Genomic DNA, 24,497 nt, shown 5'->3' on the forward strand with positions numbered 1-24,497 from the left:
AGTAAAATTTAAGATATACCAGTCAGAAATTATTGCATGCCGACCCTACATACACTTGCTTTTCTTCGCACTATCCGACCAGTTGATATAGCCCAAATTGCACGTGCCACTAATGAGTAAAGACATCCGCCGCGAGTTTTGACATAATACTCTGCTGCTATTTTTGCAGACAGTTATTGCAATATACGATGTTCAACTCGCCACGAGGTTAGCGGTGTACAAAATTAACGAAGTCTTTGAAACCATTCAAGGTGAAGGTGTATTTACCGGCGTCCCAGCCATCTTTGTCCGTCTGCAGGTCTGCCCTGTCGGCTGCGCCTGGTGTGACACCAAACAAACCTGGACGGCCGAACCACAAGATTTTGCCCCGCTGGAAGACATCATGGCAAAAACTGCCGACTCGCCGCTTTGGACAAACCTTGATGCAGGCGGCGTGGTTACCTTGCTAAAAGATCAGGGCTATACCGCCAGACATGTCGTTATTACCGGCGGGGAGCCTTGCATCTATGATCTTATTCCTCTTACCCAATCACTGGAAGACGCAGGCTTTCGCTGTCAGATCGAAACCAGCGGCACATCGGAAATCAAGGCTACCGCCAATACCTGGGTAACCGTTTCTCCCAAAATCAACATGAAGGCAAAACTGGCTGTTCTGCCTTCAGCACTAGAGCGCGCCGACGAAATCAAACACCCGGTAGGTACAGCAAAAGACATTGAACAACTCGACAACCTGATCGACGGGGTCGCGCTAAAGCACGATGTCAGCATTGCCCTGCAACCAATTAGCCAGAAACCAAGAGCCACGGCGCTGTGTATCGACACCTGCGTGAAACGCAACTGGCGCCTGTCGATCCAAACCCACAAATACCTTGCCATTGCCTAATCTACGAGATTAGCTCTCGCGGTATACCGCTAACCCAAGTCATCAGGCGATGGCTTGGGCAAACATGACTTTTTCAGCAAAATCCCTTATTCGACCCTCCTTCCAGGCTTGCCGTGTAACGACAAGTGACATCTCATAAACGTATTTATTCTTACATTTTAGAACCCTGCCCAATCTACAAGACGGTGCCGCTCCTTTAACACAGCCAAAATTCCGTAAACCTATACTGAGCGCAAAACATAATAAATGTTTGGGGATGTTGTTATGCGCGCTTATCTAGGATATTGCCTTGCCGCTTTCTGCTGCCTGTTGCTCATGGCTTGCGGCGGCGGGGGTAAAGACGAACCCGTAGCAGCCGGAGAGGCCGCTCCTGCCTTAACCAAGTTTACAATTACCGTTGATACACCGACGGAGTTACTCACCGCCAAAACGACCGGCTGGGGCGTTATCAGCTCCGCCTATGCGGAAGCTCAGGCGAATCTTAACGAAGGCAGTTTTGCCGCCGTCTGGCTAGACAGCAAAGGAAAGATCCTCGAGCGTATTGATATCGCCAGCTGGCAAAACCTCGGCAACGGTACCTATGTGATAGAAGCCGGAACCCGGCTCAGAGTCAATGCCGTACTGCTCATCGATCAGTCTCCTACTCCGGATATTACGGTAACGATTGGTGATGCGATCCCGTCTCACCTTTATATGGCACCTCTCGTCGAAGAAAGGATTGCCGTCAGCCTGAAATCAAGCCTAGCCTATTATGCCCTGACCCAGCGAATTCAGATTGACGAGAGCTGGGGGATCTTCGAGGAGATCTTTTCTAATCCGTCACGCAGCAAACTGTTCTTGTTCCAGCAGGATCTCAACGCTATTGCCGATGATTTTGAGGCAACCTTGCTACCCAAAGTAGGACTTGAAAACATGAGACTTAGCAACCTGATCTCGCTTTCTATCGTACAAAGTATGACAGCAGGCAGAATGGAGCGCTTCGTCACAGAGCAGGCAGCTGCCGAGGCCAATGTTCAGGCTATCCTCAACGATGGCTACTGGAAAGTTGGCAGCTTCAGTTCCAACAGCGGCAGCGGCATTCTCGCTGAGCAAATGGTATACGACGGACAAGAGGCCGAGATCGGGGAAACAACCATCACTGAGTATCGCTGGGATAAAAACGGCGCTGAAGATATCTCGCTGTCGGAAGTTTTCACCTATCTCAGCGGTTCGACCAGCTTCGGCTCTGACGACATTACCCATCAGGTGCTCACATCCGACGGCTGGGTCGGCCTGTTCGACTACCTCAAGGTCGAGGTCGCAACAGCAAAAACCCTGTTACTGACCGATGCAGCACTGAGCAAGGAAGACGAAACAGGGATCACTATGAATGCCAGCGTGTATCCTCTTTCCGGCAAAAAGATCCATGACTACCTGTCTGGCAAAGATAACCATTACGTTACCCGCTATGTCCAGCCAGAGGCGACATTTGAAGACGGCGCATTCGGGTTTTACTTCACCTGGCGACCTGAAAATGAACGCTACCTGTTGTGTGACAACAGCAACAACAATACCGACTGCCGGATCTCGCCCGTGTTACTGCCCGATACCGGCTATACCGACCTGGACAGTGTCCTGACAGATCCGAGTGATGCGGCAAGCAATATTGACAATATAAACGGCTTCAAAGTCGCAGATAACGTTGTTGTCGAATTTATTACCGACAATGTTTTTACCGCTAGGTACTGGGTCAACATTGCAGGCGATAGCTGGAGCGTGCAGGAGGTCAGTACCTGGGCCCCTATCAATATCTCTGACAAAGCCATGCTCCGCTTCGAGGTGCCGGCTGTTATCAAGCAGTTGTCTGACAACTACCCATTTGAACAACAAAACCTGTTCTTGGTCGAAGATCGCGGTTTTGTCCATATTGGCGAGAGCCTGCTTGATAATGATACCTTCCACTTTTCCGGCTTCGATAATGTCGCCAAGGAGCAGATTTTTGCTGCAACCAGCCGTGAAAACCTGCCTCCGTTCGGGGTTTGTAACTTCGGCGATGGCTTCGGGACCAATCTGAGCAAATTCCTCAATGCCGTCACAGAGTGCGGTGGCGACGAGCGATTCACCTCGCAAAGTGCCAATGCACTTGTCGATCAACACCTGATCCAGATCTCCGAGCAGGGAGATATCTCGGCCATGATCCTGCGCAGCAACAATAGTTGGGAACAGTACAACAATACAGCTCTGGTTCCCGGCAACCGCCAATGGGCACTCAGCGACGAAGGCTACCTACAACTCACCCCGAATAGCTCCGACGCTGATAGATTTGACTACTGGTCATTAACCAGCCTGGATCGCAACAGAGGAATTCTGGCTCTCAAGGTCTACTCGGCTAACAGCGAAACCGGCAATCAGATCTCAACCCTCTTAACCAAGCAGTATGCGCCTGACCAGCTGGCTGCCTGTACTACGCAGAATTCTGGATGGGCTCAACCTTCTGCCACCCCTGTAACCAAGAAAACTCTGGCGCAATATCAGGAACAAGTTGCACTGTGCAAAGTCATCTGGGAGCAGCGAAACCCGCGCTTCACCGAATCACTGCTCATCGGACAAACCGGTAACACCAGTGACGATAAGGCGTTGCGCTTTGCTGGTGACAGCTCGCGCTTCCTGAAGCTCAGCGATAATTTTGAAGGCGACTTTTTCACTGGGAATTACATTCACGAGGGTGGTTGCAAATTTAATATCCCGATCAGGTGGAAACTCGAAAATGACGGTACGTTATATTACGAGGCTGTTGACGGTTCGTTAAACGAGCGAATAGCAATGACCGATACAGACGGTTTCCGTTTCGCTATCAAGGGGTTTAACCACCAGACCCGCTGGCAGGAAGATGCAAACTTGCAGTTCGCAGCCGATGACGGCGAGATGTGGAGTGATATTATCTCGTTAATAAGCGCATCAAGCGTGCCGAATGTTACCCACCAAGAGCTGTTAGACAATCCCGAGATCCCTGAAGAAGGGCCGATTGCAGGTACCGTTCTTAACGATGGGCTTGAATGTGCACCTCCGGCACCTCCACCGCAGCCTGCACCATAAACCCCTACCATCTGGGTGAATATCCAGTTATATAGACAGAAAAAAGCTCGCATTGTCGAGCTTTTTTTTGTCAAAGCAAAATGTGCCGATATTTTTCAAAATCTGTTTTATTTGTGACCCACTTGTCACGTCCAACTTCACAATAACCAACGCAAAACTATTTTTTAACAACCGCAACAAGTACAATATACCCATATAAAAATTATAAGAATAACAGACAGAACTGTTATCTGAACCAACTGAAGTCGCTCTTCAACATGTCAAAAAGCTAGGCAATTACCTTCCCGTTGCTTTGGCTGCTGCCGTGGAAAAAGAAGAGGCTCGGGCGGTACCGATTCAGATTACGTGAAGCCCTACAAAGAGATCATGGAAGATGCGCTTAACAATTGCTCACAAGCTCCTCTTAACACTATTCATCGTGTTCACCGTCGTGCTGATCACATCACTGGCCTATGAATCGCGCCAGCAAAAAGTACTACTAGAGTCGGTTATTAGCGAGCAAACCCTGGATAAAGCCGGCAACTACTTTGACAGCCTGAACATGATGATGCTGACAGGGACCATGGCCCAGCGCGAAACCTTGCGGGACAAGGTTCTTTCCCACAGCGGGATCGAAAACGTCCGTGTCATCCGAAGCCCGGCGGTAACGAATATATTCGGTCCGGGCCTTGAAGATCAGGCGCCAGTTGACGAATTTGACCAACGCGCACTTAAAGGTGAGCAAATTACCGAAACTATCACCACCAATAACAGCCAAAGCCTACTTGTTGCCCTGCCAATGAAGGCCAGTTCCAACTATCGCGGCACCAACTGCCTCCAGTGCCACATCGTGCCCGAGGGCGAGGTGCTTGGCGTGGTTCGTCTGGAATATAACCTAGGCCCTCTCTATCAGCGCGTCAATGAGCAACTACTGATTGCTGGCGGAATTATGGCTGCGATTGCAGCAACCGGCTTTCTGTTCTCGTTAACCCTGATCCGCAGAATGATTGTCAGGCCGTTACGCCGAGTCTCGGAGTACATGAAGCAAACTAGTGTGAACAAAGATTTGAGCGGACGCCTCAATGAAACCCGGACCGATGAGATCGGCGAGCTGTGTCATAGCTATGATCAGATGCTTGATAACTTCTCTGCCAGCCTGCAACAAGTACAAAATACCTCAGAATCACTTACCCTACAGGCCAATCAGTTAATCAATGTATCGGCAGATACCACCAATGCCGCTGACAGTCAGCGCAATGAAACATCTGAAATGTTTGTTGCCATCGATGATATGCAGCACCAGCAACATGACATAGAACAACGCACCACGGAAGCTGCAAACTTGAGCCAGAGTGCTTCTCAATCAGCAATTCTGGGTACTCAGTTGGCCAACGATGCCGGCAATGACATCAAAGTTCTGGTCTCCGATATCGAAAACGTCAAAAGTCGTATTGATAACCTGAATGAGCAAAGCCAGCAGGTTGCCAGTATTCTAGATGTGATCCGATCCATTGCCGAACAAACTAACCTGCTGGCTCTGAATGCCGCGATTGAGGCTGCCCGAGCTGGTGAGCAGGGCCGCGGTTTCGCCGTCGTTGCCGAAGAAGTTCGCAACCTGGCCAACCGTACCCATCAGGCTACCGGTGATATCCAGTCAATTATCGAAGCGCTGCACAGTGATTGCGAAGCGTCAGCCAGTGCCGTCGAAGCAACCTGTCAGACCGCCCATAGCAAAATGGCGACCATCGAACAGTTGTCCCATGCATTGTCCGAAATCGGTAGCGGCATTCAGGTAGTCAATAACCACGCCAACGATATTCAGCAGCAAAGTTCTGCCCAAGCCAATATGGCCGATTCCATCAGAACAAAAGTCGAAACCATTACCAGTCATGCAGACGATACCTCCGCTCATGCACTACAATCTCGTGAGATTAGTGTAAATCTTGAGCAGTTGGCCGAACAACTAGAGCGATTACTTCATCAATTTACCCTTTCAAGTGATAACAATGCTTGATGCTTGACGTAAGACAGGTAATATTGCTCTTTCGGACTGTATCTTTAAGTACAGATCTATAAAGTGCCTTAACGGAGAATAATTTAAACATGACTTACGCGCCTGTAACAGACGTATTAAGCGGAAAGCTAGCAGTAGACACTGAAGTCACTGTTCGCGGTTGGATCCGCTCACGTCGTGATTCCAAAGCTGGAATCTCTTTCCTTGCCATTTATGACGGCTCTTGTTTCGACCCGATTCAGGCCGTGGTCCCTAATGAGTTAAATAATTACCAGGAAGAAGTACTTAAACTGACAACTGGTTGCTCTGTTGAGGTGACTGGCAAGATTGTTGAATCACCGGCTAAAGGTCAGGATTTCGAGCTTGCGGCAACTGAAGTAAAAATCGTTGGCCTGGTTGAAGACCCAGACACTTACCCAATGGCAAAAACACGTCACTCTATCGAGTACCTTCGTGAAGTGGCTCACCTGCGCCCACGTACTAACGTGATCGGTGCGGTTGCACGTGTACGTAACTGCCTGTCTCAAGCGATCCACCGCTTCTACCACGAGCAAGGTTTCTTCTGGATGTCTGCGCCACTGATCACAGCTTCTGACTGTGAAGGTGCCGGTGAAATGTTCCGTGTTTCTACCCTGGACATGGTGAACACACCGATGACTGACGCAGGTGAAGTTGACTTTGACAAAGATTTCTTTGGTAAAGAAACCTTCCTGACTGTATCTGGCCAGCTAAACGCAGAAGCTTACGCTTGTGCTCTGAGCAAGGTATACACGTTCGGCCCGACGTTCCGTGCTGAAAACTCGAACACCAGCCGTCACCTGGCTGAATTCTGGATGGTTGAGCCAGAAGTTGCATTCGCTGAGCTTGATGACGTAGCAAAACTGGCTGAAGACATGCTGAAGTATGTATTCAAAGCCGTTCTTGAAGAGCGTCGCGATGATCTTGAATTCTTCGCGCAGCGTATCAACAAAGATGCAATTACTCGTCTAGAGCAGTTTGTAACTTCAGATTTTGCACAGGTTGACTACACTGACGCTATCCAGATCCTGAAAGATTCTGGCCGTGAGTTCGAGTTCGATGTTGAGTGGGGCATCGATATGTCTTCCGAACACGAGCGTTACCTTGCCGAAGAACACTTCAAAGCACCTGTTGTTGTGAAGAACTACCCGAAAGACATCAAAGCGTTCTACATGCGTATGAACGACGATGGCAAGACAGTAGCCGCAATGGACGTACTGGCGCCGGGTATAGGTGAAATCATCGGTGGTTCTCAGCGTGAAGAACGCCTGGAGCTTCTTGACAAGCGTATGGTTGAAATGGGTATCGACCCTGAACACATGGGCTGGTACCGTGACTTGCGTCGCTACGGCTCTGTTCCTCACTCAGGCTTCGGTCTGGGCTTCGAGCGTCTGGTAACTTACGTAACAGGTATGGCTAACATCCGTGACGTAATTCCATTCCCACGTGCGCCACGCTCTGCAAACTTCTAATCTCAGTTAGAAGTGCACAGGAACCTATCTATAGAGGTAGGTCACCGACTTAACAGGACGAGCTTTATGCTCGTCCTGTTTGTTTTCAGCCTTGCTATTTCTTTCAGCCTGATTCCGCCCCCCCTACATAACTGGCCGCAATATCGACAGGTGGAATATCATAGATAGCGAACAGAGTCAGACGAATAGACTTACTCATTCGCATCGAATAAGCTTATGCCTATCCGCTTGTGTGCCCTAAGCACCAGCACTAAACCCGATGAGTCTAATATGATCAGAGAAACTACCCTCGCGCCAGCAAGCCTGTGGGCCAAACCCTTCGTTTCAGAAGTCGCTGAAATTATCAACCTGCTAAAAGAGTATGGGTATGATTCAGCAACCCTCGCCCGTTTAACTGGCCTACAAGAGAAAAAACTCTCTGATTGGATGTCACGCTACAAGCGTGAACCTGAGAATATTTCTAATATTCCCTACCCTTGCTGGTGTTTTCTCGCAGCCCTTGCTGGCCGCCCGAATATTCAAAATAACGGTCAGCCTATTAATGTCGATGCAAGGAAAGTAATGCGCGCATTCAAACCAACTGCGTTTAAAAATAGAAGCATTTTTGAAATGCCTAGCGACAAAGAATTTAAGCGCATTATTGGTGACAACACCTTCACCGGCATAACGGTAGAAAACCTTTGCGACACCTTTCAGTGGAAACCAACTCAACTCTCTGAAAGTCTGGAAAAAAGTACACTTCCTTTCTTAAATTGGTGTCTTATTCTCATGCTTTGCGGTTTCAATATCCAAAAAATGCTGCTGACACAGCATGAGGGAGAAATCTCGCTGGATGAACAGCTCAGCTAAGGCGGTTCCAACTATAACAAAGGCCACCCTTCCCTTGGGTAGCCTTTGTTTATCACACTAAATCGATGTGTTTGATCTCAGTATTACTCTGCAGAACCCGGACGGAACTTCTGCTGAACACCAAGCAGGAAGTTACGCAGAATCTGATCTTTACATTCACGGTAATGCTTGTTGTCTGGTTTTCGGAAAAAAGCGCTTAGCTCATGCTTGCTCATATTGAAATCAACCGACTCCATAATTTCAAGTATATCTTCAGCCTTGAAATTCAATGCAATACGCAACTTCATGAAAATCATGTTATTGGTTAGACGTGACTCAGGCTCAGGCTGAACGCCCTCCTTCTTGCCGCGTTTTGTATTAATCAGGCCATTGAGGAAAATCGCCAGTTCACGGTCAGTACACTTCTTAAATGCAGCATCATCATCTTTCTTCAACCAGCCGCTAACTTGCTCTCGGGTTACCTCATGGTCCGCGGCAGCAAAAATGCTGATCATTGCCGCATCGTTATAATCAAAGGTATAGCGAATACGTCGCAAGATGTCGTTGTTAAGCACAGTAAATCCTAGTATTAGTGCAGCATTGCCGAAATGACGTACTGCGAAATTGCCCGCTACTTTACCAGATAATAGCCCCCATTAGTTACAAACGCTGATTTAAAGCTGCTATAGTGACCGTCACTCAGATCAAGCGAAGAAACAAAGCACATGAACACGCAACCCAATAACCCGCTGCACGGTATTACTCTGCAAACCCTACTCGGCGAGCTGGTTGATCACTATGGCTGGGAAGAACTGGGCAGGCTGGTTAACGTCCGCTGCTTCAACAATGACCCGAGCATGAAGTCGAGCCTGAAATTTCTCCGCCGTACTGAATGGGCAAGAAAAGAAGTCGAACAGCTATACCTTGATACCTTCTTTATCTAGGAACGTATAAACACTGACAAGTCACAAATGCTGTCGTCATTACATACCCTAAAGGCCAGCCGCGTAACCGGGCAGGCCTTTCTGAACAGGAGACGCTAGAAAGCACTGAATTAGGCCGTTTCAGGCTTCAGAGTTACTTGCTCCGAAGCGGAGATCGGCTCATCTTCACCTTCCATATTTGCCAAAACGAAAGGCGTGGCTTTTCTATTAATTATCCCCGATACATACCACCGTAACCTGAAACTTTCTTGCAATAACGGTAACTTCCAACTCCAGGCTGAATATGACGAACAATGTAAGAATTGTGATTTGGTATGTTTATCGACAGTATGTTATTAAAGCAGGGCTTTTTATATCCTTTAGTACAATAAACAGACCGAATTCATCATATTTGACCGTTTCCATCGGAGAGCAATCCTATTGGAAGCCACCCCCTACCATCTGTGATCAATTTCATACCAACAACCTCAGATATCGCCAAATATTGTAAAATTACACACATTCATTTTTAAACAACGAAAAAACAATCAAAAAGTGTATTTTTGCACCTCTATATGTGGCTAAATATTGTAATTTTATTACAAATGAAATTAGTAACGATTGTCATAAACTGGTGAAGATTAACCAAAAGCTATAACTATGAGCGACTTTGAAAAAATCTTTCATGAAATTGTTGCATTTTGTTGTCAATACTTACCTACAAAGGGTATAAATAAGGTTATGACCGTTTGTTTTTACCAGCATGGATGACCACGATGTTTGAGAAAATTACTGCTGCACCTGCCGACCCAATTTTAGGCCTGACCGAAGAGTTCAAAAAAGACGCCCGCCCGGAAAAAATTAACCTGGGTGTGGGTATCTACAAGGATGAGTCTGGCAATACCCCTGTTCTGGCAACAGTAAAAAAAGCAGAAGCTATTTTATTGGAAAAAGAAACAACTAAATCCTACCTCAGCATTCCTGGTACTGCTGAATACGGTTTAGCTGTTCAGCAGTTACTTTTCGGTGCTGATGCATCCATTATTTCGGACAAACGCGCGCAAACCGCTCAGGCACCAGGTGGTACCGGTGCCCTTCGTGTTGCTGCCGAGTTTATCAAGCGCCAGCTAGGCGATGTAAAAGTGTGGATCAGCAACCCGACCTGGGCCAACCACATGGGTGTATTCAAGGCTGCCGGTTTGGAAACTGTACAATATGCCTACTACAACGCAGAAACCAAAGACATGGACTTCGATTCTGCCCTGGCTGATCTGGCTAACGCTGCGCCTGGCGACATCGTTCTGCTTCACGGTTGCTGCCATAACCCAACAGGTATCGACCCGGACGCCGCGCAATGGCAGAAATTGGCTGAGCTTTGTGTTGAGAAGCAACTGCTGCCAATGTTTGATTTTGCCTACCAGGGCTTCGCAAAAGGCGTAGAAGAAGATGCACAAGGCCTGCGTATTTTCGCTGCTCAGTGTAAAGAGCTGCTGGTTGCTAGCTCCTTCTCCAAGAACTTCGGCCTATACAACGAGCGTGTCGGTGCCTTTACCCTTGTTGCCGAAAGCAACGAGCTGGCAGTGACGGCCTTTAGCCAGGTGAAGAGCATTGCCCGTGTAATTTACTCTAACCCACCAGCTCACGGTGCAGCAATTGTTACCGAAATCCTAAACGATGCTGCCCTGCGCGCCGAGTGGGAACAAGAGGTTGCCGACATGCGCGACCGTATTCAGGAAATGCGTACGCTGTTCGTGCAAACTCTGAAAGATCTGGGTGTCGAGGCAGACTTCAGCTTCATCGAGCGCCAGAACGGTATGTTCTCTTTCTCAGGCCTCAACAAAGATCAGGTTAACCGCCTAAAAGAAGAATTCGGTATCTACATTGTTGGCTCGGGCCGGATCAGCGTCGCGGGCATGACAAAATCCAACATGCCGCCGCTGTGCAAGGGTATCGCAGCTGTACTTTAACTTGGGCTTTTCAAGCCGAAGCTCTGTAATATAGAACTTCCACGTTAAAGCATCTAAACAACAAAAAGGGCGCTCTTCGCGCCCTTTTCTTCACCTGTGTACTCTTTAGCTGTATAGCCTTTCAAACTCATCTGTCTCAAATTTAACGATGCAAAGAAAATCTGTTACTTTGAGCCTGAATCGCCTTTACCTTTATCTTTCATCCTGAGTCGCTCGGCTTCTTCAGCCAGATTTATCGAGGGGCAAGACATTGCAAAAAAGCTCCCTCTCATATTGGTGTTCTAACTGCTCTCGCCAGGGCTTGTTAGAAACAGGGACCAAGTAAAAGGTTTCTCTTGAAGTATCAGTAACAAAGGCCATTCCATGCTGCATCAGCTCGTAGTGAATATCATGGACAAATCCCAGAGAAAAACTCTGCCTGCCCGTTAGCTGATTGATATCTTCGCGCGTCAAACATACCCCTTGATCTTCATCAGCAAAGCGATTGCGGAGCCAGTCAGAAAACTCTCTAGCACTTATCATTGTCATAAAATATAGCCTCCGAGTATCAATTTCCCTGAAGAGTTTACTCCGTTATAGTTAAGTTATAGCAGAGCTGCGGAATATCGACAGCGGCAAAGTAAATTTGTCAATAAAATCAAGTGCCAATAGAAATGACTGATTTGTTCGATTCAATATCGCGGATTGCAGGATGAATATCTGAAAGAAAGGTAGGCAGAGATGTGTCAGAAAAAGAACAGCTTGGATAAGAATTAAGAAGGACACCCGCTCCTGCTTTGGCAGGAGCGGGCTCGGCAAGGATTAAAGTGCTTTATAAAGTACTTTGTTACCTGCCAATTGGATACGCTCAACCAGACCTTCTTCGGCCAGTTTCTTAAGCGCACCTGTTGCCCATGAAGCTGCTTTCGCATCTTCCTGGCCAGCTTGAAGACCAATACCCTTAGGATTGATACCTTCAATGTTCTTAACCACAATATCCAGCACTGCCTGCTGTTTTGGAGTTAAAGACACTTGAGCCGCAGCCGGAGCTACCGCTTCAACTGGCTTTTGCTCTTCAACAGGTTTTGCCGCTGGAGCAGCTTTTACTGTTTCTGCAGTTGGTGCTTTTTTTACAGCAGCTTTCACGGCTGCCGGTTTGGCTACTGCTGCTACCGTTGCTTTTACGCGTTTTTGCAGCTTAAGCTGAACTTTACGTTTGTGAGAGATTCTCATTAAATTTCCTACTCCGTTGCACTACTTTCAGTCACCACCATATACCAGTCAAGGAATGAATGAGCTTGGTATTTCCAGCGGGAAAAAGTAAGCGCGTGTTATACCAAGTATGTTAGAGAAATGCCAGCAAACGGTCATTTAACCCGCAACAAAACATGATTTTACTCAAAAATAAGCGCAGGGTTCTCATTTCCGACAATTAGTAGCTGCCTAAAAATGTATCTAATATCAAACGATAACCTATAACTAAGCGGGTATTTTCAGCAAATAGGTCCAATTATGGCTACTTCATTAAAATCTCATTGACTAATATGCATTAGTGGGCACAAAAATATTATGCCACGGGATCAGCCATAATTAAGAGAAGCGATCAGTAAGGAGAACAGCTTGGAGACACGCTATATAAAGCCACCGATATCGAAGCCCCGGGGACTTCTGCTGATTATCAGCCTGGCAGCATTTATTGCCCTTGGCCTGACGGTGTTCCTTGTGCCGGCGATTAAATCTGCCGCTGTCGCCATCTTATTGCTGGCAATCGTCACCTTACTGATCATCGCGATAAAACAGGCGCAAGAGCCCGAGCTGTCCTTTACTCTTACCTTTATGCATATTCAGTTTCATAGCCCGAGTGGCGGCTGGCTTGCGCGATGGAAGAATATTGCCGAGATCGGCCCTGCCACAATTGCCAACCAAGGTTGGCACCAGCCGATACCTTGGGTCGGGATCCGGCTGAAGGATTACGAAGAGTTCCTTGACGCCATCTGTCCTCGTATTGCCAGCAAGATCCTGCTCGAGCAACGGGCATTGCTGTTTCTTGCCTACAAGCGGATGGATAACCCACCCCATGAAATAGAAGACATGCTGTTTGACGATACACACTACATCGGTCGTAGCGGAAAAACCTTCAAAGGTTTGCTGGCTATGCTGGCCAACCGAATGCAATACAACCGTGAGCTGCTCGGCTATGACTTCTTCATCTCGGAAGATCTGCTCGACCGCTCAACCGAGGATTTTGTCGGCCTCACCCGCCGTTATCTGGCGGCCTCGTAACTGGCTGTTTCCTTTCCCTCGGTTTCCTGCGCTTTCAAAAATGGCAACAATAGCAAACCCACCACAGCCGCTGCCGCCGAGATAACAGTGAAAAAGCCCGACCAATGGTAATACTCCATCACCAGGGCCAGCGGATAACCTGCCAGCGCCGCTCCCATATAGGCAAACAGTCCGACAAAGCCTGTCGCAGCCCCGGCAGAGTTTTTATGGGAGCACTCTGCCGCCGCCATGCCGATTAGCATTTGCGGACCAAAAACAAAGAACCCGATGGTAAAAAAGCAGCCAGCCTGAAGCACAAAACCAGTGATCGGCATCAGCCACAGTGCCGCCACCGACAGAAAAATTCCGATAGAGAAGATCAAGTTCATCGGTCCCCGGTTGCCACCAAAGAGCCGGTCAGATCCCCAGCCCGCGACGAGAGAGCCGACAAACCCGCCCACTTCAAACAACGACAGCGTTGTGTTAGCGGTGATCAAGCTGTAACCGTGCTGCTCGGTAAGATATAAATTACCCCAATCATTAACAGCTGTGCGCACGATATACACCAGCACATAACTAAACGCCAGCAGCCAGATATACTTGTTGCTCAACACGTACTTACTCAGGATATCACTGTGGCTCAGTCCCCTGCCCTCGTTTTCCTGGGCCAGCTCCAAGCTGTCCTTGCGCCAGCGGCCAACCGTCGGCAGCCCGAGAGTCACGGGCTTATCCCTTAGCCGCCAGCAAAGTACCAGGCCAATCACAACAGCAATCAGGCCGGGAATGATGAATCCGTAGCGCCAGCTATAATGCAGGGTCAGGAAACCCACCAGAAGCGGGATCAATGCGCCGCCAACATTGTGGGCAGTACTCCACAGTGACCACCATAAGCCACGCTCTGAACGTGAATACCAGGTTGTCATCAACTTGGAGCACGGTGGCCATCCCCAGCCCTGGAACCAGGCATTCAGTACCCACAGGCTTGTCATTACCAGCAATGAGCTCGAAAAGCCAAACAGGATATTGATCACACCCGTTGCAATCAGGCCGATCCCCATGAAATAACGCGGGTTAGAACGGTCAGAAATGATCCCGGAAAGAAACTTCGAACAACCGTAGGTGATATAGAACAGCGTTCCGATCATACCAATATCGGCTTTATCAATACCAAGATCAGCGATCATTGCCGGCAAGGCATAGTTAAAGCTCTTGCGCGTGAAATAAAACACGGCATAGCCGATATACATGGTAAACATTATGTGGAACCGCCAATGACGGTACATCTCGTCGACCTGTTTGGTGTCGGTAACCGTTGGCGCAGATTGCGGTGATTTTAGATAACCCAGCATCATTCTTTACTTATTCATTCAACCCAAGGACGTTACAACAGAAGCAGAACTACAACACAGGCAGAGTCACTCTAAGCTCGGTGCCCTGTGCTTCTCCCGTTATCTGGCTGTTCAGTGTGAAGGTTCCTCCGAGAGCCTGAACCCGCTCGCGCATCCCGCGCAAGCCAAATCCATTGAGTGTCAGCTCCGGCTTAAAACCGATACCATTATCCCTGACAATCAGCTCAACCTCTTCCCTGATATCGATACGGATGCTTACTTCGGAGGCCCTGGCGTATTTCACGATATTATTGAGCGCTTCTTGGCAAATCCGGTACACAGTCACACTCATGGTGTCACTGAGTGCAGCCAAATCCTGACCGTTATGGTGCCAGTCTATAAGAGTATCGATGCCATGGCTTTCGCACTCGAGTTCTCGGACCAACTGGTGCACAGCATCTTCAAGGCCGAGATCATCCAGTGACTTCGGTCTCAGCTGTGTCAGCAGTCCCTTGGTGGTATCGTAAATATTCAGTGACAGCGACTCTATCGTGGTTGCACAAGTCTTCCCCATCGGCGTATTTTCAACACGCTGGATAATCGAGGCCTGGGTACGAATCGCCGTGATGTTTTGCCCTATTTCGTCATGAAGCTCACGGGCAACTTCGCGTCGGACCGATTCTTCTGCCTTTACCAGCTGACGGGACAGGCTGTGGTTACGAACCAGTTCATGGCGGAGCTGCTGGTTCAGCTCACGCTGGCGCTGGATCCCCATCCCCAGCAGAATTCCCGTCAGGCTCTGAGCCGATAACGACAACAAGAGATCGGTGATCTCAAGATTGCTGCCTCCGGTTCTGGCCGCAATCAATGCCACACTGTTTAGCAAGGTGCCTAGCAAAGCGCCCTGCCAACCATACCGAAACGCCAGAAGAATAATCGGGATTGCCAGGCAGAACGGCGCAAACCGGCGCATCTCATCAGGCAGGCCAAGCTGAATCGCAATACTAACCATAAACAACGAGGCATAAAGCACCACATGCCGGCTTCGCAGCTCAACAGGGCGAGACACCAGACCGACAGTCAGCGGGATCCACGCTTTCTGAAACAAATAGCTCCAAATCAAATAGCAACTGGGCACCAGCATCAACCCGCCGGTAATGCTGACCAGCAGTACCATCAGGCTATGATTGCTTTGTGAGGCGACTGCCAGCGTATTTATCAGCGCCGTCAGACCGATCACAGCCCCCATGACGCATAACCTGCGCCACTGGGTGCCGTAATAATATCGATGGGCCAGCCACAGGACCGGAAGACTGAGTAAACTCGCGGCAATAACCGACACCCACTGTGGCTGTTCGAGCATCACTGCCAAAGAGACAATCAGCCACCACTCCGCCCCGTATATAGCCGGCCAGTATTGTTTGGGGGCATGAAGAGATATCCCCAATCTCATCGCAAAGGGAAAGAATAAGACGGCCAGCTCGGGATCGAGCGTGAAGTAAAAGCCAATGATCCACAGACAGAACCAGCTGCAGGATATCAGCAGCCAGCTACACAGGGAGGTAATAGCAAAATTACGCATCAAAGCGCCTCAGAAGCGAAACACTTTGCCAGCTCGACATTATTCTTGACGTTCAGTTTGTCCATCGCATTGGCACGATGAACATGAACCGTCTTATGGCTAAGGCCCAACTTGGCTGCCACCGTCTTTACATCCAGCCCCAATGCCAGCATCTCGCCGATCTGACGCTCACGCTTGGTCAGTTGGGTCAGTTGCTTACCGCCACGATCGGGAGAAGCCAGCTTCAGTGCAATATCAGGTGTCAGATAACAGCCACCGGTTGCCGCCGTACGTACCGCCTGAATTAATTCATCCGGGCTACAACGCTTGCTCAAATAGCCCCTGGCCCCTGCTTCCAGTGCTTTTTCGACAATCGCTACCGAGTCGTGGACACTCAGCATGATGCAGGCTATTCCTTCCGGCAAATCGGCCAGCAGAGACAAACCGCTCTCATCCGGCATTGAGATATCCAGAATACAAACCGTTGCCTGGCTGCCCGGAATGCCCAGCCTTGCTTCCTGCGCAGAGCCAAATTCCCGGACAACCTCTATATCGGTTTCCAACGACAGCAATTGGGCAAACCCAGAACGCACAATAATGTGATCATCTACCAGTACGACTTTGATCATCTAGCACCACCCGGCCACAGCAAAAAGAGGCATAAGCTACATCCATCCGCCCTGACAGGCAAGAGCGAAAAATGAAATCCCAGCATTCATTACATCCCTTATCACAAGAAGCAGTCAGGCCCACTTCCCATATATTCGTTAAGGCATAAAAAAACCACCCCGAAGGGTGGTTTATTGAGTCAGCGCAACTTAGGCAAGTTCTACTTCAGTCTCTTGTAGCAAGCGCTTCTCGCGACGGATTTTCTTCTCTTCCGCGATAGCAACAAAGAGCAACAAACCGATACACACTGCGGCTGAGGTATCCAGAGCCGCAAAGGTACCCTGCCAGCCTGTCAAACCGAAGATAGGCGTACCATCAGCAATCATACCCAGACCAAGCTTGGCAAAACTGTCACCAATCAGGTAAGCAAACGTACCTTTGATACCGTCGGCAACACTGATCGCTTTCTTCGGAACAAAGCCAACGGCAGCAACACCGATAAGCAGCTGAGGACCGAAAACCAGGAAGCCAAGTACAAACAGAGAACCCAGGTACATGTATTCAGTTGTCGCGGTCTGATAGAACTCAAGAGCAAAGATGATTAGTGCCAGAGAAACACATGCGACAAGGGCACGACGACCATTGGCCAAATCAGACAGGTAACCCCACATCAAGGTACCGACCAGAGCACCAACCTCGAACATAGTAAAGCCCTGGATAGCCGTTTCCTTCGAGAAACCAAGCTCCTGATAGGCGTAAACTGTCGACCACTGGTCAATACCGATACGTACGATGTACAGGAAGATGTTGGCAAAACACAGCAACCAGATAATCTTGTTCTTCAGCACGTATTCCATGAAGATTTCGCGCTTGGTCATCTGGTTTTCTTCAGCGTTGACATCTTCTTCGCTGACTTCTTCACCGAACAGTTCCTCGGCCTTACCCAAGCCGTAAGCTTCCGGTGAATCACTGCCGTAACGCAGACCGATAAAGCCCACAACCAGAGCAATGATCGACGGGAAGACAAACATACCGATCACGTGACCATCAAACAGGTAGTTCGCACCGAACAGGGCAACACCTGCCGCACCGGCACCACCGACATTGTGTGACATGTTCCAGAAACCCAGGTAGGTACCCCGCTTCTTACGCGGTGTCCACTTGGTAATGGTAGAGTAACTAGACGGACCACCGGTACTCTGGAAGAAACCGCTCAGACCGTAGAAAGCAATCATCAGGAACAAGCTCACACCTGAACCGCCCATGCTCACACTAAAGCCCAGCATCGCAATACCAGACAAGATCAGCATAAACGGCAGAAACTGCTTGGTATTTTTACCATCGGCATAATAAGAAACGGCTGTTTTACCAATACCGTAGGTGATAGAGAAGCCCAAACCAATCATACCTAGCTCTGTCATCGACAGGCCGTAGGTTGAAATCATGTCGTTTTGAGCAACATTGAAGTTTTTGCGGATCAGATACATGGTCAGGTAGCCAATAAATACAACCAGGTACGATTGCATAAATGGCTTAAACCACATCTTGCGGCGCTCTTCTACAGGCAGATCCAGCGTCGGCTTTCTGACCTGCTCCAACAATTTAAACATGTGAAACCCTCAATTTTCTAATATAAAGCCTACTTACTGAATACCTGGCATGTCATGTTCACCACCGAATTATCAGACGGCATTCAGTAAGAAGACTCCTGGAGATCATCGGGAGCAAAAGAAATAGTTATGCCCATACCGAACCCTAGACAACCAGCCAAACAAGGCGTTTGAAGGCAAGGCATAAGGATGTTCAACCCGATTGACTGAAGATTTTAAAGACGGTCAGGTTTACTGGCTTGAGAAGCCGACCTAAAACAATTAGGAAAGATTCCTAGTTTTTACCGCTTGGCCGAAAAAGCGTGAAAGTAATCACATTAAAATTATGGAGATGAAAGGAGGGAACGATAAAGTATGCGAATCAATAAATAGAAAAGCGAGAGCTGAACACCCTCGCTTTGTCATGTCCCAGGAATTGAAGCCTGTTAGTACAGCGGCATTTCGTCTGCCACAAACGGATTTGACACCCGTTCTTTGCCAAATGTCGACATCGGGCCGTGGCCCGGGACAAAGGAAACATCATTGCCAAGGGGCCACAACTTGCCCTTGATAGAATTGATCAGGGTCTGAAAATCACCTTTCGGGAAATCGGTACGCCCAATCCCGCCATTGAACAGCACATCCCCCACGAAGGCGACACTGGCTTCGGCACTGTAGAGCACGACATGGCCCGGCGTATGCCCCGGGGTGTGGTACACACTTAATGACTGATTGCCGACTGTAACCACATCACCGTCTTCCAGCCACTGATCCGGATCGAAGGCTTCTGTCAGCGGGAAACCAAACATCTCGCTCTGACGAGGCAGCCCCTGCAGCCAGAATGCATCCTCTTTATGCGGACCTACCACAGGTACACCTAGCTCGGCGGCTAGCGGCTCGGTACCGCCGACATGATCAAGGTGGCCATGAGTCAGGATCAACTTGGTGACTGTCAGCCCCAATTGCTGAACCTTGTCTTTTAGCAAATGAATATCGCCACCGGGATCGACCAAGGCAGCTTCGTTGGTTTCATCACACCAAATAACCGAACAGTTTTGCTGAAACGGGGTAACTGGAACAATTTCAAACTGGAGACTCATAGCCCTTTCCTAACTCGCAATAATCTGGGGGCAGGATAACATGCCACAGGCAGTAACAACAAAATCCCAGAGACAACAAAGCCGGAATCTATCAAGAGAGGGAGATAGAAACCGGCTTTGGAATTATTCGACAATTATTACACTCAGTACGGCCGAATGTTCGATCTGTATGGCTTACCAACGACGAACCGGGCCTGTATCAATATGAACGAAACCACTTTTCGGGTAATAGCCTACCCCGCCTAGACGTAGTTCTAGGGCGGCGTTACGCACCTTGGACAATGGTACTCCTTCAAGATTGAAGTCAATGGCTTCGCCTTTCATATGGTAGCTCTTTTTCGCCACCCCGCCATTTTTCTGCAATGCTTTATTGGTCTCGGGCGAGCGATAACCGGAAATAATCCGAACCTGGCCCTTATGCCCCAAACCCGCCTGTATTTCGGCTATCGCATCAAACAGACGGCGATCCATGTTCGCCACTTCATTACGACGGAAATCACGGCAGATATGGTTAATACGCTTCAGCTCTTCCTTGATATAACTTTGACCATCAAAGTACTGGGTTTCCAGATCTTCTTTGGTATGAATATTACACAGCGAAATTTTTCTCGCACTTGTTGCTTTATACGGGCTAGCTAATGCCACTCCTGGCAATAAACATGCGCCAACCGCCAGTCCCCCAGCAACCAATAACTGACGGCGCTTGTAATCAATCTCAGACATCCTAAACTAAACCACTTTCTTGCTAATATCGGGCCAAAGCCGTGAATCGAAAAGCAAGATACCGTTCAGTTTTTGTTCAGTCAAACGTGTTAAACGCAATAAAACGCTCAGTTATTGTACCGAACTCGGCTAATTACTGACTTATAAGAAAATTATTCGTGGTAAATAATTGTAAATTTTTCTTCTTTTTGAGACATCTCACTCATACGATCATAGCTATAGACATCATCACGGAAATTCACCTGTCCCTGATTATCTACCCAGGCTGTCTGATAAATCAGATGCACTTTAACCCGGCTATTTAAGCCGATGGTTTTGGTTTTGGTTCTCGCCTTGAGCTCGTTGACACGCTGCTCAGTGACGCCAGAGTAGGTAAGCAGAATCATCGCCAAGTCATCTGCATGCTCGACCCTGATGCAGCCAGAGCTAAATGCCCGTTCATCTTTATTGAACAGACTTTTGGCCGGGGTGTCATGAAGGTAGATCGAATTATCATTCGGTATGTTGAACTTAAAGCGACCGAGGGCATTCTTCTTGCCCGGCTTTTGCCGTAATCGATAAGGAAAGGCTTTGGCATTTACTATTCGCCAATCAATGGTGTGGATAGGGATCTGCTCCGAACTTGTCCAGCTGCGGATCACCCTGAAGTCATTCCTATACAGGTAACCTCGGTCATACCTGGCCTTGGGCAAGATATCTTTGCGCATGATAGAAATCGGCACGTTCCAGTACGGGTTGAAGACAACCGATGCCACCGTCGAGGTCATCAAAGGAGTACGGCGACTGGGCCGGCCGACGATCACCTTGCTATCCAACACATGTTTGTTATCGAGCCACAGCGTCAGCTCATAATCGGGGATATTCACGACAAGCATTGAAGGATGAACGGCCGGCCACAAGTGCAGGCGCTGCGCATTGAGCGCCAGGAGCCGAATACGCTCTTTTGCCGGCATCGCAAGCCAATAACGGGTTTTAGGGCCTATGGTGCCATCAACTTTAAGTCCATGCCGCTGCTGGAAGCTTTTTATCGCATTGACCAGATCTATATTGTAAGTGCGAACCTTTGCCTCACGCAGTTGCTCCGCCTCGTAATCCTGCAAATCACCAAGATTTTCAAGAATCGTAATCAAGCCGTCAGGGTTCTTAAGCCGGGTTCCTAGACGAATAATCCCCTGCTGATAAAATCCGGGCCAGCGCTGGCTGGCGGCCTGCTCCAACTCTTTGATGGCCAACTGGATCTGCGTATAGCGGTCATCCGCCGGTTTTAGCCCGGCGACAAAAAACCGCAACCTGTCGACCTCAACAGCACTGAGCAGCCGTTCAAGCCCTACCGAAGAGGGCGCAGGCAGGCGCGGCTCGACCCCGGCCCCGAACAACCATCCGCGACCGAATTCAGGCAAGCTTTCGATATAGCTCATATAAGCCAGCAGCGAATCGGTAGCCAGCAAGTCATACTGGCGCCAGTCATTGGAATTTTTGAAGTGTTGCAACAGCGTATAACGGCGCGTGTAGTCAGCGCTAACGCCGGACTGGGCCAAAAGCCTAAGTTGTTCTTCAAACTCATTGGCAGTAAAGGTGTCTTGCCAAAGTGGCGTATAGCCGATGGCATGGTATAACTGGGCAAGCTTATCAATGTAGCGAATCGCAGAAACGTCATTTGCAATTTCGAGTACCCACTGTTTCGCCTTGTGTTGTTGCAAGACATCTTCAGCGGGTTGCTGTAGCGAAGCGCCTACAGCCAAGTGGGGTGATGATGACGGTAGGCTTTCCGCCGACACCGCCTGTGTACAAGTAACCATCAGTACAAGCCCGATACAGCTAAGCTTTGACATTGCCATGAGAGATCCCCGTCAACAACATTTTAAGTATGGCAAACTCGCAAAGTAACGGATTTAAATTTAGCTTCGGGGAACTCACGGCAATGTTTCAATTCTTAAACTCAATCCATTTCGTCAGAAAAGATACAAGCAGCAGAAAAGGCCGCCAGTACCCTATCCTTTTGAGTTAACTCAACAACACAGGTACTGGCAGACTCTATTGGAGATAGCCAAATTATTTTTACAAAAAACTGGAAAAAAGCATTAACTTGGCAAGACGTTCCAATGGTTATCCCACATAACTGGGCTTTGATAGGCACGAACTTGCTTGGGCGGAGTAATTGTCAGCACTTTTCCTGATCCCGAGCCGACCAACCATTCACCATCAATTACACCGACCCCGGAGGCATCAACCAAGGGTCTGATTTCAACCAGTTCCATGCTCGCCTCATGCCAGATACCATAGCAATTTCCTCGCGGAGAGGTCGCCAGCAAATAGCCATCGACACTGGCAATACTGGCAACGTAATGATTAAACCTCAACCATTGCTCATCATCGGCCTGCAGGTGTCTCAGCGGCTGTCCACGACGATGCAGCGCCACCAGAGGCGCAGCCTGCTCGGGCTCGCCGCGGTACTGCTGCCCGCAGGCAATCTCACCTGTATCAGTAACACTCAGGTGACGGATACTGAGCCGTTTATCCTCCAGTTCAACGCGTTCCAGCACGCCACCGGTTTGAACATCAAGATACACCAGCGCCGGCTGCATTGAGTCCAGGTTGAGTGGCTTCCGTCCCTGGGTGTGTACTCCACCAACACCAATAGCCAGAGTATGCTCATCGGCTAACACGACTTCATGGGGGCCGATACCAAATCCAGTAAACTCAGCAACCTTGGCCATCCCGGCCTTGATGTCATAGACCCCAATCACACCTTCGCTGCTGGTCTTGACGCCTTCGGTAGCATAGAGGTAATTGCCATCTGCCGAAAACACGCCATGACCATAATAATGGCGTTCTGGAGCGGCGGCCCTGATCGGCCATTCCTGCCCGCTCTGATAATCGAACACTTGCAAGTACTGCCCCGGACGACGGCTAAACGCCGCCGCTAAAGTACCGTTAGGCTGTATAGCAATACCGTGTCCACGACCCGGTAACGCGAATTGATATATCGGCTGGCCATCCTGGCTGGCAACAACCACACTGTAAGCACCAGCAGGAGTACGGCTGCATCCGATAAGCTTCGGTGGCTGCGTTGTCTTGCCCATCGAGCAGGCCGACAGCAAACCGGCAGCCGGAACGACTGTCATCGCCCCCAACGCCGTGCGTAGCAGTTTCCTGCGAGTAAAATCAGTCACCATCGGTTGCATTGAACCCCACAACAATACCCAACTCTGTTGCGACATCATCTTGCAGCGCAATCTGAATATATTCCAGCCCGTTGTAAATATTCAGGATCTCGCGGTAGCCTTCTTTGGTCTTCAACATCGGCACCATGGCGTTCGTTTCCGGCCAGCTTTCCAGCAAAGACGAAAAACGATTACTGATCTGATCGGCCGTTACGCCATACCCACGCTGGCGCAATAACGCATCAAGCCCCTTGCCATCTGCCAGATAAAGTAGCTGCATCGCTTCCACATTAGCCTTGAGGTTGCCAAGCGAGGTCTGCGAGCGCCAAGACTCGGCCTGATAGGTCTTGGGCGAGCCCGGCTTTCCTAGCGGACGGGTCAGTTTTTTCATACTGTAATCGAGCTGGTTGTTCAGTGCGCCCAGATACTCACCGAGGGCCATCTGCGGCGTTAGTTGCTGCCACGGATTTGCCTGCCAAGCTTTTGCCAATTGCTCGCCACTTTGCTGCAGACGATCCCCGACAGCTTCCGCCAGCTGACATCCCTTGCCGCTTTGCAGCAATGTCGGCTTTTCATACAAGAACCACTCAACAGCCCCCAGCCCCTGTACTGCTACACTCTGCTCAGCAATATCGGCTGCCGTCCATACTGTATCCTGCTTCAGTAGCTGGTTAAGCTTGCGGCCGGTTGTATTCTTCTTGTCAGGCCAGAACTGGATTTGCCAGCTTAACGCCAACGCCTCTTCACTGCCTTTCTCGCGCCCCTGCAGTGCCATCCACTTATGCATCACTTGCTGCCAGGATTGACGGGCTGCCTCTAGCTGATTTTCATCATAAGACTGACATAAGGCAGTGAGCTCACTATTGGCCTGACGAGAGGCATCTGCAAACAGCTCCGCCGCCTGCAGGTGCTGCTGATGAATCGTACCAGTCATGCTTTGCTGCTGGTCATTACACCCGGTAACCGTCATTGCGATTGCAACCGCTGTTAGCGATGTTACTGATAGTTTCATGTCTGCACCCT

At 49.2% G+C, this 24,497-nt stretch carries 20 protein-coding genes; 8 read left to right on the forward strand and 12 right to left on the reverse strand.

The genetic code is table 11. The features are described 5' to 3' along the window. Positions 1-214 precede the first annotated feature (214 nt). From queE to BIT28_RS18645, 5 genes are all read left to right on the forward strand, one after another. Positions 215-883, forward strand: coding sequence for a 7-carboxy-7-deazaguanine synthase QueE (queE, locus tag BIT28_RS18625; RefSeq protein WP_075766442.1), 669 nt, complete (start codon positions 215-217; stop codon positions 881-883). Between the two features lie 264 nt (positions 884-1,147). Beyond that, a complete protein-coding gene (locus tag BIT28_RS18630; protein ID WP_139310493.1) occupies positions 1,148-3,958 on the forward strand; it encodes a hydrogenase expression protein HypA in 2,811 nt (936 codons plus the stop codon). Between the two features lie 373 nt (positions 3,959-4,331). Then, positions 4,332-5,951, forward strand: coding sequence for a methyl-accepting chemotaxis protein (locus BIT28_RS18635; RefSeq protein WP_075766444.1), 1,620 nt, complete (start codon positions 4,332-4,334; stop codon positions 5,949-5,951). A gap of 89 nt (positions 5,952-6,040) precedes the next feature. Then, a complete protein-coding gene (asnS, locus tag BIT28_RS18640; protein ID WP_075766445.1) occupies positions 6,041-7,441 on the forward strand; it encodes an asparagine--tRNA ligase in 1,401 nt (466 codons plus the stop codon). Positions 7,442-7,711: 270 nt separating this feature from the next. Then, positions 7,712-8,290: a hypothetical protein gene (locus BIT28_RS18645; RefSeq protein ID WP_075766446.1), complete on the forward strand. Its 579-nt coding sequence runs from the start codon at positions 7,712-7,714 to the stop codon at positions 8,288-8,290. Positions 8,291-8,373: 83 nt separating this feature from the next. Here the strand turns inward: BIT28_RS18645 and BIT28_RS18650 are convergent, their stop codons facing one another. Continuing rightward, positions 8,374-8,844 carry a YehS family protein gene (locus BIT28_RS18650; RefSeq protein WP_075766447.1) on the reverse strand — a complete coding sequence of 157 codons (471 nt, stop codon included), beginning with the start codon at positions 8,842-8,844 and terminating at the stop codon, positions 8,374-8,376. A gap of 150 nt (positions 8,845-8,994) precedes the next feature. Between BIT28_RS18650 and BIT28_RS18655 the strand changes: the two genes are divergently transcribed. Both BIT28_RS18655 and BIT28_RS18660 read left to right on the forward strand, forming a co-directional pair. Beyond that, positions 8,995-9,213: a VF530 family protein gene (locus BIT28_RS18655; RefSeq protein WP_075766448.1), complete on the forward strand. Its 219-nt coding sequence runs from the start codon at positions 8,995-8,997 to the stop codon at positions 9,211-9,213. A gap of 755 nt (positions 9,214-9,968) precedes the next feature. Beyond that, positions 9,969-11,159, forward strand: a complete 1,191-nt coding sequence (locus BIT28_RS18660; RefSeq protein WP_075766449.1) for an amino acid aminotransferase — start codon at positions 9,969-9,971, stop codon at positions 11,157-11,159. A 222-nt stretch (positions 11,160-11,381) separates the two neighbouring features. Here the strand turns inward: BIT28_RS18660 and BIT28_RS18665 are convergent, their stop codons facing one another. Together BIT28_RS18665 and BIT28_RS18670 are read right to left on the reverse strand one after the other, a co-directional pair. Continuing rightward, on the reverse strand, positions 11,382-11,687 hold the full coding sequence (locus BIT28_RS18665; RefSeq protein ID WP_075766450.1) for a hypothetical protein: 306 nt from the start codon (positions 11,685-11,687) through the stop codon (positions 11,382-11,384). A 273-nt stretch (positions 11,688-11,960) separates the two neighbouring features. Beyond that, positions 11,961-12,371, reverse strand: coding sequence for a MarR family transcriptional regulator (locus BIT28_RS18670; RefSeq protein WP_075766451.1), 411 nt, complete (start codon positions 12,369-12,371; stop codon positions 11,961-11,963). Between the two features lie 387 nt (positions 12,372-12,758). Between BIT28_RS18670 and BIT28_RS18675 the strand changes: the two genes are divergently transcribed. Further along, complete coding sequence (locus BIT28_RS18675) at positions 12,759-13,421, forward strand: DUF2982 domain-containing protein (RefSeq protein WP_075766452.1); 663 nt, start codon at positions 12,759-12,761, stop codon at positions 13,419-13,421. On the opposite strand, the gene uhpC is transcribed toward BIT28_RS18675, so the two are convergent. The 9 genes from uhpC to BIT28_RS18720 all read right to left on the reverse strand — a co-directional run bounded on the left by uhpC (position 13,403) and on the right by BIT28_RS18720 (position 24,486). Then, positions 13,403-14,749 (reverse strand): MFS transporter family glucose-6-phosphate receptor UhpC, encoded by a 1,347-nt coding sequence (gene uhpC / locus BIT28_RS18680; RefSeq protein WP_075766453.1) that lies wholly within the window; start codon positions 14,747-14,749, stop codon positions 13,403-13,405. The two genes, BIT28_RS18675 and uhpC, sit on opposite strands and share 19 nt — an antisense overlap. A gap of 49 nt (positions 14,750-14,798) precedes the next feature. Next, positions 14,799-16,310 (reverse strand): signal transduction histidine-protein kinase/phosphatase UhpB, encoded by a 1,512-nt coding sequence (gene uhpB / locus BIT28_RS18685; protein WP_075766454.1) that lies wholly within the window; start codon positions 16,308-16,310, stop codon positions 14,799-14,801. Next, positions 16,310-16,918 (reverse strand): response regulator transcription factor UhpA, encoded by a 609-nt coding sequence (uhpA, locus tag BIT28_RS18690; protein WP_075766455.1) that lies wholly within the window; start codon positions 16,916-16,918, stop codon positions 16,310-16,312. Before uhpA ends, uhpB begins: the two co-directional genes overlap by 1 nt. A gap of 189 nt (positions 16,919-17,107) precedes the next feature. Further along, a complete protein-coding gene (gene uhpT, locus BIT28_RS18695) occupies positions 17,108-18,508 on the reverse strand; it encodes a hexose-6-phosphate:phosphate antiporter (RefSeq protein ID WP_075766456.1) in 1,401 nt (466 codons plus the stop codon). A gap of 425 nt (positions 18,509-18,933) precedes the next feature. Continuing rightward, complete coding sequence (locus tag BIT28_RS18700) at positions 18,934-19,587, reverse strand: MBL fold metallo-hydrolase (RefSeq protein WP_075766457.1); 654 nt, start codon at positions 19,585-19,587, stop codon at positions 18,934-18,936. Positions 19,588-19,761: 174 nt separating this feature from the next. Next, entirely contained in the window at positions 19,762-20,310 is a 549-nt protein-coding gene (gene mepK / locus BIT28_RS18705) for a peptidoglycan L,D-endopeptidase MepK (RefSeq protein WP_075766458.1), read from the reverse strand. 152 nt (positions 20,311-20,462) lie between these two features. Further along, complete coding sequence (locus BIT28_RS18710) at positions 20,463-22,148, reverse strand: L,D-transpeptidase family protein (protein WP_075766459.1); 1,686 nt, start codon at positions 22,146-22,148, stop codon at positions 20,463-20,465. 243 nt (positions 22,149-22,391) lie between these two features. Further along, positions 22,392-23,495, reverse strand: coding sequence for a DUF1513 domain-containing protein (locus tag BIT28_RS18715; protein ID WP_075766460.1), 1,104 nt, complete (start codon positions 23,493-23,495; stop codon positions 22,392-22,394). After that, a complete protein-coding gene (locus tag BIT28_RS18720; protein ID WP_075766461.1) occupies positions 23,476-24,486 on the reverse strand; it encodes an imelysin family protein in 1,011 nt (336 codons plus the stop codon). The genes BIT28_RS18715 and BIT28_RS18720 overlap by 20 nt, the downstream gene beginning before the upstream one ends. Positions 24,487-24,497: the final 11 nt, after the last annotated feature.

Source organism: Photobacterium proteolyticum (assembly GCF_001939735.1).
Lineage (GTDB): Bacteria > Pseudomonadota > Gammaproteobacteria > Enterobacterales > Vibrionaceae > Photobacterium > Photobacterium proteolyticum.

Excerpts from the sequence above, each read along its gene's own strand:
- BIT28_RS18630 (WP_139310493.1), top strand. The coding sequence starts at position 1,148 with ATGCGCGCTTATCTAGGATATTGCCTTGCCGCTTTCTGCTGCCTGTTG.
- BIT28_RS18635 (WP_075766444.1), top strand. The coding sequence starts at position 4,332 with ATGCGCTTAACAATTGCTCACAAGCTCCTCTTAACACTATTCATCGTG.
- asnS (WP_075766445.1), top strand. The coding sequence starts at position 6,041 with ATGACTTACGCGCCTGTAACAGACGTATTAAGCGGAAAGCTAGCAGTA.
- BIT28_RS18645 (WP_075766446.1), top strand. The coding sequence starts at position 7,712 with ATGATCAGAGAAACTACCCTCGCGCCAGCAAGCCTGTGGGCCAAACCC.
- BIT28_RS18655 (WP_075766448.1), top strand. The coding sequence starts at position 8,995 with ATGAACACGCAACCCAATAACCCGCTGCACGGTATTACTCTGCAAACC.
- BIT28_RS18660 (WP_075766449.1), top strand. The coding sequence starts at position 9,969 with ATGTTTGAGAAAATTACTGCTGCACCTGCCGACCCAATTTTAGGCCTG.
- BIT28_RS18665 (WP_075766450.1), bottom strand. The coding sequence starts at position 11,687 with ATGACAATGATAAGTGCTAGAGAGTTTTCTGACTGGCTCCGCAATCGC.
- BIT28_RS18670 (WP_075766451.1), bottom strand. The coding sequence starts at position 12,371 with ATGAGAATCTCTCACAAACGTAAAGTTCAGCTTAAGCTGCAAAAACGC.
- uhpC (WP_075766453.1), bottom strand. The coding sequence starts at position 14,749 with ATGCTGGGTTATCTAAAATCACCGCAATCTGCGCCAACGGTTACCGAC.
- uhpB (WP_075766454.1), bottom strand. The coding sequence starts at position 16,310 with ATGCGTAATTTTGCTATTACCTCCCTGTGTAGCTGGCTGCTGATATCC.
- uhpA (WP_075766455.1), bottom strand. The coding sequence starts at position 16,918 with ATGATCAAAGTCGTACTGGTAGATGATCACATTATTGTGCGTTCTGGG.
- uhpT (WP_075766456.1), bottom strand. The coding sequence starts at position 18,508 with ATGTTTAAATTGTTGGAGCAGGTCAGAAAGCCGACGCTGGATCTGCCT.
- BIT28_RS18700 (WP_075766457.1), bottom strand. The coding sequence starts at position 19,587 with ATGAGTCTCCAGTTTGAAATTGTTCCAGTTACCCCGTTTCAGCAAAAC.
- mepK (WP_075766458.1), bottom strand. The coding sequence starts at position 20,310 with ATGTCTGAGATTGATTACAAGCGCCGTCAGTTATTGGTTGCTGGGGGA.
- BIT28_RS18710 (WP_075766459.1), bottom strand. The coding sequence starts at position 22,148 with ATGGCAATGTCAAAGCTTAGCTGTATCGGGCTTGTACTGATGGTTACT.
- BIT28_RS18715 (WP_075766460.1), bottom strand. The coding sequence starts at position 23,495 with ATGCAACCGATGGTGACTGATTTTACTCGCAGGAAACTGCTACGCACG.
- BIT28_RS18720 (WP_075766461.1), bottom strand. The coding sequence starts at position 24,486 with ATGAAACTATCAGTAACATCGCTAACAGCGGTTGCAATCGCAATGACG.